Annotated in this window: 10 protein-coding genes; 5 read left to right on the forward strand and 5 right to left on the reverse strand. The window is 71.6% G+C overall.

What is annotated here, in order from left to right:
• Positions 1-452: 452 nt before the first annotated feature.
• On the reverse strand, positions 453-1,070 hold the full coding sequence (locus ACWD0J_RS26010) for a TetR/AcrR family transcriptional regulator (RefSeq protein ID WP_451498249.1): 618 nt from the start codon (positions 1,068-1,070) through the stop codon (positions 453-455).
• A 160-nt stretch (positions 1,071-1,230) separates the two neighbouring features.
• On the opposite strand from ACWD0J_RS26010, the gene ACWD0J_RS26015 reads away from it, so the two are divergent.
• Positions 1,231-2,901, forward strand: coding sequence for an MFS transporter (locus tag ACWD0J_RS26015; protein WP_451498250.1), 1,671 nt, complete (start codon positions 1,231-1,233; stop codon positions 2,899-2,901).
• A gap of 58 nt (positions 2,902-2,959) precedes the next feature.
• Here the strand turns inward: ACWD0J_RS26015 and ACWD0J_RS26020 are convergent, their stop codons facing one another.
• Positions 2,960-3,871, reverse strand: a complete 912-nt coding sequence (locus ACWD0J_RS26020) for an NAD-dependent epimerase/dehydratase family protein (RefSeq protein ID WP_451498251.1) — start codon at positions 3,869-3,871, stop codon at positions 2,960-2,962.
• A gap of 111 nt (positions 3,872-3,982) precedes the next feature.
• On the opposite strand from ACWD0J_RS26020, the gene ACWD0J_RS26025 reads away from it, so the two are divergent.
• The 4 genes from ACWD0J_RS26025 to ACWD0J_RS26040 all read left to right on the forward strand — a co-directional run bounded on the left by ACWD0J_RS26025 (position 3,983) and on the right by ACWD0J_RS26040 (position 7,627).
• Complete coding sequence (locus ACWD0J_RS26025; protein WP_451498252.1) at positions 3,983-4,426, forward strand: Lrp/AsnC family transcriptional regulator; 444 nt, start codon at positions 3,983-3,985, stop codon at positions 4,424-4,426.
• Between the two features lie 29 nt (positions 4,427-4,455).
• Positions 4,456-4,884 carry a MerR family transcriptional regulator gene (locus ACWD0J_RS26030; protein ID WP_451498253.1) on the forward strand — a complete coding sequence of 143 codons (429 nt, stop codon included), beginning with the start codon at positions 4,456-4,458 and terminating at the stop codon, positions 4,882-4,884.
• Positions 4,881-5,219, forward strand: a complete 339-nt coding sequence (locus ACWD0J_RS26035; RefSeq protein WP_451498254.1) for a thioredoxin family protein — start codon at positions 4,881-4,883, stop codon at positions 5,217-5,219. The genes ACWD0J_RS26030 and ACWD0J_RS26035 overlap by 4 nt, the downstream gene beginning before the upstream one ends.
• Positions 5,220-5,389: 170 nt before the next feature.
• Positions 5,390-7,627, forward strand: coding sequence for a HelD family protein (locus ACWD0J_RS26040; protein ID WP_451498255.1), 2,238 nt, complete (start codon positions 5,390-5,392; stop codon positions 7,625-7,627).
• 66 nt (positions 7,628-7,693) lie between these two features.
• Here the strand turns inward: ACWD0J_RS26040 and glgB are convergent, their stop codons facing one another.
• The 3 genes from glgB to treS all read right to left on the reverse strand — a co-directional run.
• Complete coding sequence (gene glgB, locus ACWD0J_RS26045; RefSeq protein WP_451498256.1) at positions 7,694-10,501, reverse strand: 1,4-alpha-glucan branching enzyme; 2,808 nt, start codon at positions 10,499-10,501, stop codon at positions 7,694-7,696.
• Between the two features lie 34 nt (positions 10,502-10,535).
• On the reverse strand, positions 10,536-11,933 hold the full coding sequence (locus tag ACWD0J_RS26050) for a maltokinase N-terminal cap-like domain-containing protein (RefSeq protein ID WP_451498257.1): 1,398 nt from the start codon (positions 11,931-11,933) through the stop codon (positions 10,536-10,538).
• A 103-nt stretch (positions 11,934-12,036) separates the two neighbouring features.
• The coding region (treS, locus tag ACWD0J_RS26055; RefSeq protein ID WP_451498258.1) for a maltose alpha-D-glucosyltransferase at positions 12,037-13,416 on the reverse strand (1,380 nt) is incomplete at its 5' end.

The raw sequence follows: 13,416 nt of genomic DNA on the forward strand, positions 1-13,416 counted from the left end.
GGGCCTGACGGCCGGTTCCCGGGCCTGACGGCCGGTTCCCGGGCCTGACGGCCGGTTCCCGGGCCTGACGGCCGGTTCCCGGGCCTGACGGCCGGTACCCGAGTCCGGTACCTAAGCCCGGTACCCGGTACCCGAAGCTCGCGCCTGGCCCACGCCTCAGCGTCGCGGTCGGTCCGCCGGTCGCATGTCCTCGCCGACGGTCTCACGGCCGGTCCGTCCGGCCCCTGAGCCGGGCCGGGCCCGGCGCCTGAACCCGGGCCCGTCCCGTCGGCTCCGGGCGGCTGGGTACTCCCCCGTAGCCCAGCCGTCCGGTGTCGTCAGTCGAGCGGCCAGGTCACCCCCCCCCCGGTGACCTGGCCGCTCGGTGTTTCCCGTGCGGCGGTTCCGGCGCAGCGCCTGGGCCGGTCCTCTTCGAAGCGCCTCTTCGAAGCGCCGCTGAATCGTCCGGTGCCTCAGTCGCTCAGCTTCCCCACCAGCCCGGTGGCTCGTGAGGCCGGTACACCCGCCGCGGTCAGTACGGTGACCGCGGCCGAACGACCCGCCTCCTCGGGCGCCAGCAGTCCGTCGTTCACCGCCTCCATCAGCGCGAACACCGTCTGCTCGTGGACGTAGGCCAGCGCCGGCGCCGGCAGCGGCGAGGCGAAAACGCCCTCCTCCAGGCCGCGCCGCAACAGCTCGACGGTGACCTGCCGTACCGGGGTGAGGCGGTCCCGGATGCCCTGCATGGTCACGCTGCGCTGGGCGAGCGCGACCAGGATGCGATAGCGGTCGGCGACCTCCCAGACCGCGAGCACCGAGCGGGCCACGGCCTCCGCCGGGTCCTCCACCCCGTCCCGGCCCGCCGCGTGCGCGGCCGCCACCGACTCCACGGCACCGTCGACGAGGGTGCCGATCAGCGCCTCGCGGTTGGGGAAGTGCCCGTACACCGTCCGCCGTACGACACCCGCGGCGCGGGCGATCTGGTCCATGGACGCGTCGGGGTCGCGCAACAGCTCGGCGAGTGCGACGTCGAGGATGCGGCGGCGGTTCGCGTCGGCGCGGCTGGTGTTACCCGTGCTCATGGCTGCCATTGTGCACGCCCCGCCCCGGGACACCGCGGTCCCTTCGCAAGGGCTCCACCTCCTCCATTTGCACAGCGTTGTGCAGTGGACGTACATTGCACATGGTTGAGCAATTGCACGTTGCTGTGCAAGTTGAACGCGCACGCTGTGAGGAAGGCGACCCCTGCCCATGCGACTCGTCATGAACGAACCGGTCGAAAGGATGGACCGGCCCTATCCCCGGCGCTGGTGGGCGCTGCTGGTCCTGTGCCTGAGCCTGCTGATCATCGTGATGGCGAACACCGCCCTCACCGTCGCCGCGCCCGACATGACCCAGGACCTGGGCCTGTCCAGCGCCGACCTCCAGTGGGTCATCGACGGCTACACCGTCCCGTACGCGGCGCTGATGCTGCTGCTCGGCGCGATCGGCGACAAGTGCAGCCGCCGCGGCGCCCTTCTCCTGGGGCTGTTCGTCTTTGGAGGCGGGGCCGTGGCGGGATCGCTCGTCGGCAGCTCCGCCGGGGTGATAGCGGCCCGCGCGGTGATGGGGGTGGGCGCGGCCATGATCATGCCCGCGACGCTCTCCCTGCTCGCTGCCACCTTCCCGCGCGCGGAGCGGGCGAAGGCGATCACCCTGTGGACCGCCACGGCGGGTCTCGCCATCGCGGCCGGACCGCTGCTCGCGGGCGCGCTGCTGGAGCGGCACAGCTGGAAGTCCACGTTCCTGATCAACGTTCCCGTCGCCGCCCTCGCGGTCGTCGGCGCCCTCGTGCTCGTACCGCCGTCCAGGGCCCACGGGAAGGGGCGGATCGACTACGTCGGCGGGCTGCTGTCGGTCGTCTGGATCGGCGCGCTGGTCTACATGATCATCGAGGGGCCGCACTTCGGCTGGGGCGTCAAGGCGGTCACGGCCGCGGTCGTCGCGGGTGCCGGGCTCGCCCTGTTCGTCGTGTGGGAGCTGCGCCACCCGCGTCCGGTCGTCGACGTGCGCCGCTTCACCGAGCGCCGGTTCGCGGGCTCCAACCTCGCCGTGGCCCTGTTCTTCCTGGCCGTCTTCGGCGCGTTCTACTACCTCACCCAGCATCTCCAGTTCGTGCTCGGCTACAGCGCCCTGGACACCGGCCTGCGCATGCTGCCCCTGGCCGGCGCGGTCTTCGCCGGCTCGGCCCTCACCGGCTACCTCACCCCGCGCGTCGGCATGAAGGTCACGGTCACCGCGGGCATGGTCGGCGGCACGGCGGCCCTCGCGCTGCTCACCCAGGTCGACGCGGGTTCGTCGTACGGCGATCTCGTCGCCCCCCTCGTCGTCCTGGGCCTCGCGATCGGGCTGGCCCTCTCGCCCTGCACGGACGCGATCATGGGGGCGTTCCCCGAGTCCGAACTGGGCGTCGGCGGCGCCGTGAACGACACCTCCCTGGAGCTCGGCGGCTCGCTCGGCATCGCCATCCTCGGCTCGCTGCTGGCCACGTCGTACTCCGGCCACCTCGCGGACGCGACCGCCGGCAGCGGGCTGCCCGCGTCCGCCCTGGCCACCGCGCAGGACTCGGTCGGCGCCGGATACTCGGTCTCCCAGGGCATCGCCGGACAGGCCGAGAAGGCCGCCGCGCAGGCGGCCCGCGCGACCGACCCGCAGCAGGCCGAGCAGTTGCGGGCGCAGGCCGGCCAACTGACCGACAGCGCCCGTCGGATGGCCGACGCGGTGGGCTCCTCCTTCTCCGACGCGGTCGCCCACACCAGCCTGATCGGCGCGGTGATCCTGGGCGTCGGCACGGTGATCGTCGCGGTCCTGCTGCCGCGCCGGAAGGCCGAGGCGGCACCGGAGACCGAGGAGCGGGAGCAGGAACTGGCCGGCAGCCGCTGACCGGCGGGACGTGGGGCCCGAGGCCACCGGCAGGCCGCCGAGTACGCGGTGACGTACGTCAGTCGTCCCTTCCGAGGGTCTCGGCCACGGCACGCGGGAGCCACTGCCGTACGTCACCGAAGGCGAACCCGAGCCGGGTGGCGCGGGAGTTGTCCATGCCGTAGGAGCGGGTGAACGAGAAGGGGGAGACCTCGCCGACCTCGACCGGCCGCCACACGGTCTCGCCGTCCGGGAAGCGGTCGGCCACCGCCGCGCACAACTCCTCGGTGGTCAGCAGCCGGTGGGAGGCGGCGTTGACCGGGCCGGTGAAGTCCTGGCCCACCGCCCAGGCCAGGAAGTCGGCGATCTCCTCGACGTGGATGTAGGTCGCGGGCTGGTTGTCGACCGGTACGGCGATCGGCTCGCCGGCGCGGATGCGGTCGGCGTAGTGCCGGAGGCGGCCGGTGAAGTCGTCGGCGCCGCCCAGCACATGGGCCACGCGCACGGCCGTCCAGGGGAAGGCGGGGCCGGCGGCCAGGACCGCCTCCGCCTGCCGCTTGCCCTCGCCGTAGTGAGCGTCGAGGAACTCCGGGTCGTGCCAGGGGAGTTCGAGGTCCACCGGGACGGCCGCCGGGTCGACCGCCGTCTCCCGCACCGGCGCGATCGAGTCCTCGTACTCGTACACCTCGACCGTCGAGGTCAGCACATAGCGACCGGTCCGGCCGGCGAGGACCCGGCGGGCGATCGCCGCCTGGCGCGGGGTGTAGCAGACCTGGTCGACGACGACGTCGAAGGAGCGTGCACCGAGCGCCCGCCTGAGCGCTCCCTCGTCGTTCCGGTCGGCGACCAGGTGGACAGCGCCCGCGGGTGGTGCCGAGGAGCCGCGGTTCAGTACGGTCACCCGGTCCCCGGCGGCGAGCAGCCGTGTGACGAGCCGCCTGCCGACATAGCGGTTTCCGCCGATGACCAATACCTCTCGTGCCTTTTCCATGGCCATAATTCTCCTGGCGTACCCGCCCGTCCTGAAGGGGGAACCATGGGAGTTCCGGCCGCCGCGCCGAAAGAACCGCGGCATTCGCGGGGAGTCGCCGATGAAACGTCGGTGGCCTTCGACACGCTGGACCGGCAGATCCTGGAACTCCTCCAGACCGACGGCCGGATCAAGCTCAGCGAGCTGGGCCGCCGGGTGCGGCTCAGCCCGGCGGCGGTCACCGAGCGGGTGCGGCGCCTGGAGGCCGCGGGCGTGATCAGCGGTTACGGCGCCCAGGTCGTCGCGGCCCGGCTCGGCTACGGCCTCCAGGCGTTCATCCGGGTCAACCCGCACGGCGGCTTCACGCTGAAGCACCCGAGGACCCTGGAGCTCATCGAGCGTCCCGAGATCACCGAGGTGCACCACGTGGTCGGTGAGGACTGCTGGCTCCTCAAGGTCGCCGTCACGGACACCGTGCACCTGGAGGAGGTCCTCGAACGGATCTCCGCTCTGGGGCGCACGACGACATCGATCGTGCTGACCTCCCCCGTACCGCGCAAACCGCTGTTGCCCTGACGTCGGCGTCAAGGCTTACGTTCGTGTCCATGCGCATCGGCGAGCTGGCCGCGCGGGCCGGGACCACGACCCGGACGTTGCGGTACTACGAGTCACGGGGGCTGCTGCCCGCGAAGCGGAACGGCAGCGGATACCGCACCTACGACGAGGACGACCTGAAGCTGCTCCGGCAGATCAGGACGCTGCGGGACTTCGGGTTCGACCTGGAGGAGACGCGGCCGTTCGTGGAGTGCCTGCGGGCCGGGCACCCGCAGGGCGACACCTGCCCGGCGTCGCTCGCGGTCTACCGGCGCAAGCTGGACGAGCTCGACGCGCTGATCGGCGCGTTGCAGGCCGTGCGCGCGCAGGTCGGGACGCAGCTGGTGAGGGCCGAGCGGGCGCGGGACGAACTGGCCGCCGAGGCGGAGGCTCCGGGTGGTCCGGAGCCGGTGTGCGAGCTGGGAGGGATCGTCGAGTGAGCAGGGCAGCGGGTGTGGCCGAGGTGACGGACGCGGACTTCGAGGCGGAGGTGCTCGGCGCCAACCTGCCGGTGCTGGTGGAGTTCACCGCGACCTGGTGTCCGCCGTGCCGGCAGATGGGACCGGTGCTCAGCGCCCTCGCCGCCGAGGAGGGCGAGCGGCTCAAGGTGGTCCAGCTGGACGTGGACACCAACCCGAAGACCACGAACGCGTACCAGGTGCTGTCGATGCCGACGTTCATGGTGTTCCGCGCCGGTGAGCCGGTGAAGGCGATGGTGGGGGCCCGGCCCAAGCGGCGGCTGCTGGAGGAGCTGGCGGACGTCCTGCGAGGCTGAGGGCCCCGGGGCCCAGAGAAATACCCCGAGCGCAATTGCGCTCGGGGTATTTCTCTGCGTATATTCAATAGTTCGCGACTTCAAGGAAATCCAGTCGCAAAGAAGTTCAATGAGCAGAGCATATCCGGGCGGGAGCGGAATTGTCAAACACCGACTTTCCAGATCGTGAATTGACGCGCGAGCAGGAATTCATCGACGACCTGTACGCACGCGTGGACGCGCTGCGCGGCGACACCGAGGTCTCCGTCACGGACGCCCTCGCCCGGGGCAACACCCCCATGCAGGCCCGGCTGGAGCGGGACATCCTGGTCGCCGAGCGGTCGGGGCTGCTCGCCGCGCTGAACGCGGTCGACGGTTCGCTCTGCTTCGGCCGGATCGACCTCACCCGTGGCGTCAGCCACCACATCGGCCGGATCGGCCTGCGGGCCGACGACGCCGAACGCACCCCGGTCCTGATCGACTGGCGGGCCGACGTCGCCCGCCCCTTCTACCTGGCCACCGGCCACACCCCGATGGGGCTGCGCCGGCGCCGGCACATCAGCACCGACGGCCGCCGGGTCACCGGCCTGCACGACGAGCTCCTCGACCTCGGCGACGCCACCCGCACCGGCCACGAGGACCCGAGCGGCGACGCCGTGCTGCTCGCCGCGCTCACCTCCGCGCGCACCGGCCGGATGAGCGACATCGTGCAGACCATCCAGGCGGAGCAGGACGAGATCATCCGCGCGCCCCATCGCGGGGTGCTGGTGGTCGAGGGCGGCCCCGGCACCGGCAAGACGGCGGTCGCCCTGCACCGGGCCGCCTATCTCCTGTACGAGCACCGCGAGTTGCTGGCCAAGCGGGCCGTCCTGATCGTCGGCCCCAACCCCGCCTTCCTCGGCTACATCGGCGAGGTGCTGCCCTCGCTGGGCGAGACCGGCGTCCTGCTGGCGACGGTCGGCGAACTGTTCCCCGGCGTGAAGGCGACGGCGGCCGACACCCCCGAGGCGGCCGCCGTGAAGGGCCGCGCCGAGATGGCCGACGTCCTCGCCGCCGTCGTCCGCGACCGGCAGGCGCTGCCCGACCCGGTGATCGCGATCGAGCACGACCGCGAGATCCTGATGCTGGACGACGACCTGGTGAACATGGCCCGCGAGCGCACCCGGGCCGCCGGGCTCCAGCACAACGCGGCCCGCGAGCACTTCGAGGGCCACATCCTCAACACCCTCACGGACATGGTCGCCGAACGCATCGGCACGGACCCCTACGACGGCTCCAACCTGCTGGACCCGAGCGACATCACCCAGATCCGCGACGAACTCGCCGAGAACCCCGAAGTCTGGTCCGCCATCGACCAGTTGTGGCCCCGGATCGGCCCGCGCCGGCTGGTCGCCGACTTCCTCGCCGCACCCGAGGGCTACCTGAGCGACGAGGACGCGGCCGTTGTCCGCCGCCCGGTGACGCGGGCGTGGACCGTGGCGGACGTACCGCTGCTCGACGAGGCGGCCGAACTGCTGGGGGAGGACGACCGGGTGGCGCGGGCGCGGGCGGAGCGTGAGCGGGAGAACCAGGTCGCCTACGCGCAGGGCGTGCTGGACGTGTCCTACGCCTCCCGGACCTACGAGTTCGAGGACAAGCACGAGGAGGACTCCGAGGTCCTGTCCGCGCACGACATCATCGACGCCGAGCGGTTCGCCGAACGCCACGAGGAGGACGACCACCGCAGCGCCGCCGAGCGCGCGGCGGCCGACCGTACCTGGGCGTTCGGGCACATCATCGTCGACGAGGCGCAGGAGCTGTCCCCGATGGCCTGGCGGCTGCTCATGCGGCGCAGCCCGACCCGCTCGATGACCCTGGTCGGCGACCCGGCCCAGACCGCCGAGGCGGCGGGCGTCGGCTCCTGGTCGGAGATCCTCCAGCCGTACGTCGAGGACCGCTGGGAGCACACCCGTCTCGGGGTCAACTACCGCACCCCGGCCGAGATCATGGACGTGGCGGCGGCCGTGGTGCGCGCGGAGCAGCCCGGCTTCGAGCCGCCGAGTTCGGTGCGGTCGACAGGGGTGCGGCCGTGGGCACGCGCCACCGACGACCTTCCCGGCGCGGTGGCGAAGGCGGTCGAGGAGCTGACCCCGGCCGAAGGGCGGCTCGCCGTGATCGCGCCGCGCGAGCTGCACCGCAGGCTGGCGGCCCGCCTGGACGGCGTGACGGCGGGCGGGGAGCCGGACCTGACCCGGACCGTCGTCCTCCTCGACCCGCGCCAGGCCAAGGGCCTGGAGTTCGACTCCGTGCTGGTGGTGGAGCCCGGACAGTACGGCACGAGCGATCTGTACGTGGCGCTGACCAGGGCGACGCAGCGGCTCGGTGTGCTGCACACGGGGGCGCTGCCGCCGTCCCTGGCCGGGGCGTTCGGATCCGTCCGCGCGGGCTGAGGTCCTGCGGCTCCGCCTGCGGACCCCCGGCACCAGGCCTTGAGGGTCCGCAGGCGGGCAGCCCTGCTAGGCCGGGCGCAGCCAGACCGTCGCCAGCGGGGGCAGCGTCAGGCGGATGCTCGCCGGGCGGCCGTGCCATCCCTGCGGCTCCGGCTTGATCACGTCCGGGTTGGTGACGTCGCTGCCGCCGTACCGCGCCGCGTCCGTGTTGAGGGTCTCCAGCCAGGCCGGCACGTCGTCCGGGACGCCCAGCCGGTAGTCGTGGCGCACGACCGGGGCGAAGTGGGACACGGCCAGCAGCGGGGTGCCGTCCGCGTCGTAGCGCAGGAACGCGAACACGTTGTCCTCGGCGGCGTCGCCCACGATCCACTGGAAACCGGACGGGTCGGTGTCCCGTTCCCACAGCGCCGGCGTGTGCCGGTAGACGGTGTTCAGGTCGCGGACCAGGTCACGCACGCCCCGGTGGTCGGCCTGCGCCCCGTACTCCGGGTCCAGCAGCCACCAGTCCGGCCCCTTCGCCTCCGACCACTCCGCGCCCTGCGCGAACTCCTGGCCCATGAAGAGGAGCTGCTTGCCGGGGTGGGCCCACATGAAGCCCAGATAGCCGCGGAGGTTGGCGCGCTGCTGCCACCAGTCGCCCGGCATCTTCGACACCAGCGAACCCTTGCCGTGCACGACCTCGTCGTGCGAGATCGGCAGCACGTAGTTCTCGCTGTAGGCGTACACCATCGAGAACGTCATCTCACCGTGGTGGTACTTGCGGTGGACCGGCTCACGGCTCACGTAGTCGAGCGAGTCGTGCATCCAGCCCATGTTCCACTTCAGGCCGAAGCCCAGCCCGCCGAAGCCGCCCGGGCCCATGTGGTGGGTGGCGCGGGTGACACCGTCCCAGGCCGTGGACTCCTCCGCGACCGTCACCACCCCCGGCACCCGGCGGTACACCGTCGCGTTCATCTCCTGGAGGAACGCCACCGCGTCCAGGTTCTCCCGCCCGCCGTGCTCGTTCGGGACCCACTGGCCGGGCTCGCGCGAGTAGTCGAGGTAGAGCATGGAGGCGACGGCGTCCACCCGCAGGCCGTCGATGTGGAACTCCTCGCACCAGTACACGGCGTTGGCGACCAGGAAGTTGCGCACCTCGCGCCGGCCGTAGTCGAACTCCAGCGTGCCCCAGTCGGGGTGGGCCGAGCGCCGCGGATCCTCGTGCTCGTACAGCGGACGCCCGTCGAACTCGGCCAGCGCCCAGGCGTCGCGCGGGAAGTGCGCCGGCACCCAGTCCATCAGCACCCCGATCCCGGCCTGGTGCAGGGCGTCGACCAGGAACTTGAAGTCGTCGGGGGTGCCGAGGCGGGCCGTGGGCGCGTAGAAGCCGGTGACCTGGTAGCCCCAGGAGCCGCCGAAGGGGTGCTCGGCGACCGGCATCAGCTCCACGTGGGTGAAGCCGAGGTCCTTGACGTACGCCGGGAGTTCCTCGGCCAGTTGCCGGTAGGTCAGCCCCGGCCGCCAGGACGGGAGGTGGATCTCGTAGACGGAGAAGGGGGTCTCGTGCGCGGGGGCGTCCGCGCGGCGCGCCAGCCACTGCTCGTCGCCCCACGCGTAGTGCGAGGCGTGCACGACCGACGAGGTGGCCGGCGGGACCTCCGTACGGCGGGCCATCGGGTCGGCGCGCAGGGTCTTCGAACCGTCGGGCCGGGTGATCTCGAACTTGTACAGCTCGCCCTCGCCGATCCCGGGCACGAACAGCTCCCAGACACCGGACGAGCCGAGCACCCGCATCGGGAAGCCGGTGCCGTCCCAGAAGTTGAAGGTGCCGGCCACCCGCACGCCCCGCGCGTTCGGCGCCCACACCGTGAACCGGGTCCCGGCCACGCCCTGGTGGATCATCGGCTCCGCGCCCAGCACCCGCCACAGCTCCTCGTGCCGGCCCTCGCCGATCAGATGCAGGTCGAGGTCGCCCAGCGCGGGCAGGAAGCGGTACGCGTCCTCGGTCTCCTGGACCGTCCCCTCGTACGCCACGAGGAAGCGGTACGCCGGGACGTCCGGCAGCGGCAGCAGACCGGAGAAGAACCCGTCCCCGTCGTCGTGCAGCTCCGCCCGTACGCCGTCGGCGAGGACCGTCACGGACAGCGCGTACGGCCGGAAGGCCCGGAAGGCGATCCCGCCGGGCACCGAGTGGGCGCCGAGGACGGAGTGCGGAGCGTGGTGGGTGCCGGCGAGCAGCCGCTCACGGTCACCGGCGTCCAGGGCGGGGGAGACGGCGACCTCGACAGGCACCTCCGGCGCCACGGCGGTGACGGCCGGGGCCACGGCGGTGACTTTCTTCGTGACGGCCTTCTTCGTGCCCGCCTTCTTCGCCACGGCCTTCTTCGTGACGGCCTTCGTGGCGGCCTTCGTGGCGGCGGGGGCCGTCTTCTTCGCCGCGGCCTTCACCGACGCCGCTTTCTTGACGGCCGTCTTCGCCGGCACGGCCTTCTTCGCGGCGGCCTTCTTCGTCACCGTCTTCTTGGCGACGGTCTCCTTGGCCGGCGCCTTCTTCGCCGAGGCCGTCTTCACCGACGCCGTCCTGGCCGGGGTCTTCTCGGCGGGCGCCTTGGTGGCCGCGGGCTTCCCGGCCGCTGTCTTGTCGGCGGCTGTTTCCTGGACCGCTGTTTTCTGGACCGCTGTCTTCTCGGGCGCGGCCTTCTTCGCTGCCACCGCCTTCTCGACGGCCTGCTTCACCGTCTTCTTCGCGACGGCCTTCTTGGTGACCGCCTTCTTCGCGACGGCCTTCTTCGCGACGGCCTTCTTCGCGACGGCCTTCTTCGCGACAGCCGGCTTCTCGGCCTGCTCAGCCGTCTTCTTCGGATCCGAACCGCTGGACGGGGGGCGGGGGGTCACGGGCGGAGCCTCCTGGGCGAGAAAGTCTGGTCGGTCAGATCTGGTCGGATGTGGCGTAGCGCTCGATCGCGGCCATCGGTACGGGCAGCCAGTCGGGGCGGTGCCGGGCCTCGTAGACGACCTCGTAGATCGCCTTGTCCGTCTCGTAGGCCCGCAGCAGCACCGGGTCGGTCCGCGGGTCCACGCCGCTGACCTCGGCGTATCCCGAGCAGTATGCGGCCCGGCAGGTCTCGGCCCAGTCCGGTGCGGGCGGGTCGGCGGTGAGCGCCGCGTAGTCGAAGGAGCGGAGCATCCCCGCGATGTCCCGGGCCGGCGGCTGCGGCATCCGGCGCTCGGCGAGCGGTTTCGACGGCTCGCCCTCGAAGTCGATCAGCGACCACTGACCGGTGGCCGAGCGCAGACACTGGCCCAGGTGCAGGTCGCCGTGGATGCGCTGCGCGGTCCAGCTCCGGCCCTCGGCGGCCAGATCGGCGAGCGCGGTGAACGCGGAGCGCAGCCCGGGCGCGTACGGCCGCAGCGCGGGCACCGCCCGCACGGCCGCCTCCAGGCGCTCGGTCATGCCGTCGACCAGCAGTTTGAGCGGGGCGTGCCCGAGGGTGACCGTGGGGAGCGCGCGGGCGAGTGCGGTGTGCACCTCGGCCGTGGCCCGCCCGAGCGCCCGGGCCTCCGCGCCGAAGTCCTCACCCTTGGCCAGTTCGCGCAGCGCCAGCTCCCAGCCGTCGGACGCGCCCTGCACGAACGGCTGGAGCACGCCCAGGACGTACGCCTCGCCGGCCAGCTCCGCCCGGACCCACCCGGTCGGCGCGGGCACCCGGGGGCAGTCCTCCCGGGCCAGCGCCAGCGGCAGCTCCAGGTCGGGATTGACACCGGGCACGATCCGGCGCAACAGCTTGAGAATGAACGTATCTCCATAGACGAGCGACGAGTTCGACTGCTCGGCGGTCATCAGGCGGGGCACCAGCCCCTCGCGTATCTCCTGGTGCGGGTCCCGCTCGAAACGAAGCCCGCCGATGCGGGCCTGGCTGCGCACGGCCTCCAGGAGCAGTTCGGCGGGCCGGGTGTCGTGCAGGGCCTCGTACACCGTGTGTCCGGCGAGCGGGCCCTCCTCGACGTGGCCGATCAGCGCGGGCGCCAGCCGGGGTGGCAGCGCCTCGCGCACGCCTATGAGGAGCTGGTAGCAGTCGCCGGGGTGGGGCGGGGAGCCCAGCGTGAGCGGCTGGTGGGCGCGCACCAGCAGGTGATACAGGCCGAGCTGTCCCGTGGGCGGCAGCAGCTCGGTGGCCGCCACCAGGGAGAACCCGGTGACCGGGCGCCCTTTGCCCGCGAACCAGCGCTGCCGTGGCAGCCACTCGCGCAGCAGCGGATCCAGTGACGCTAGGAGGCCGGGGCTGCCGGTGCTGGTGGTGGCGGTACGGGTGACGGCTTCCGACATGGCGTCGCGTCCTTTCCCCGGGGGCGGTCGGGGTGTTACTAGTGCGTGCCCCGGGCGGGGCGGGAGAAACCGCCTCACCCGGGGTTCTGCGAGCTCGGCATGCCTACGCGGCGTCTTTGCGGAGCCGGAACCAGTAGAAGCCGTGCCCGCCGAGGGTCAGCAGATACGGCAGCTCACCGATGGCGGGGAAACGCACCCCGCCGAACAGCTCGACCGGGTGCCGTCCTTCGAACGCGCTGAGGTCCAGCTCCGTCGGCTGCGCGAACCGGGAGAAGTTGTTCACGCACAGGACGAGATCGTCCTCGTACTCCCGCAGAAACGCAATGACCGCCGGGTTCGACGACGGCAGCTCCGTGTAGGAGCCGAGACCGAAGGCGTGGTTCTGCTTGCGGATCTCGATCATGCGGCGGGTCCAGTGCAGCAGCGAGGACGGCGACGCCATCGACGCCTCGACGTTGCTGACCTGGTAGCCGTAGACCGGGTCCATGATCGTGGGCAGGAAGAGCCGGCCGGGGTCGCAGGAGGAGAAGCCGCCGTTGCGGTCGGGGGTCCACTGCATGGGGGTGCGGACGGCGTCGCGGTCGCCGAGCCAGATGTTGTCGCCCATGCCGATCTCGTCGCCGTAGTAGAGGATCGGGCTGCCCGGCAGGGACAGCAGCAGGGCGGTGAACAGCTCGATCTGGTTGCGGTCGTTGTCGAGCAGGGGCGCGAGCCGCCGGCGGATGCCGATGTTGGCGCGCATGCGGGGGTCCTTGGCGTACTCCGCCCACATGTAGTCGCGTTCCTCGTCGGTGACCATCTCCAGGGTCAGCTCGTCGTGGTTGCGCAGGAAGATGCCCCACTGGCAGCTGGAGGGGATGGCCGGGGTCTTGGCGAGGATCTCCGACACGGGGTACCTGGACTCCCGCCGCACCGCCATGAAGATGCGGGGCATGACCGGGAAGTGGAACGCCATGTGGCATTCGTCGCCGCCGCTCGCGTAGTCGCCGAAGTAGTCGACGACGTCCTCCGGCCACTGGTTCGCCTCCGCCAGCAGCACCGTGTCCGGGTAGCCGGCGTCGATCTCCTTGCGGACCCGCTTGAGGAACTCGTGGGTCGCCGGCAGGTTCTCGCAGTTGGTGCCCTCCTCCTGGTAGAGGTACGGCACCGCGTCCAGCCGGAAACCGTCGATACCGAGGTCCAGCCAGAACTTCAGCGCGGAGATCATCTCCTCCTGGACGGCCGGGTTCTCGTAGTTGAGGTCCGGCTGGTGGGAGAAGAAGCGGTGCCAGTAGTACTGCTTGCGCACCGGGTCGAAGGTCCAGTTGGAGGCCTCGGTGTCGACGAAGATGATCCGCGCGTCCTGGTACTGCTTGTCGTCGTCGGCCCACACGTAGTAGTCGCCGTAAGGGCCGTCGGGGTTGTTGCGGGACTCCTGGAACCACGGGTGCTGGTCGCTGGTGTGGTTCATGACGAAGTCGATGATCACGCGCATGCCGCGCTG

This window comes from Streptomyces sp. NPDC003011, assembly GCF_053591515.1.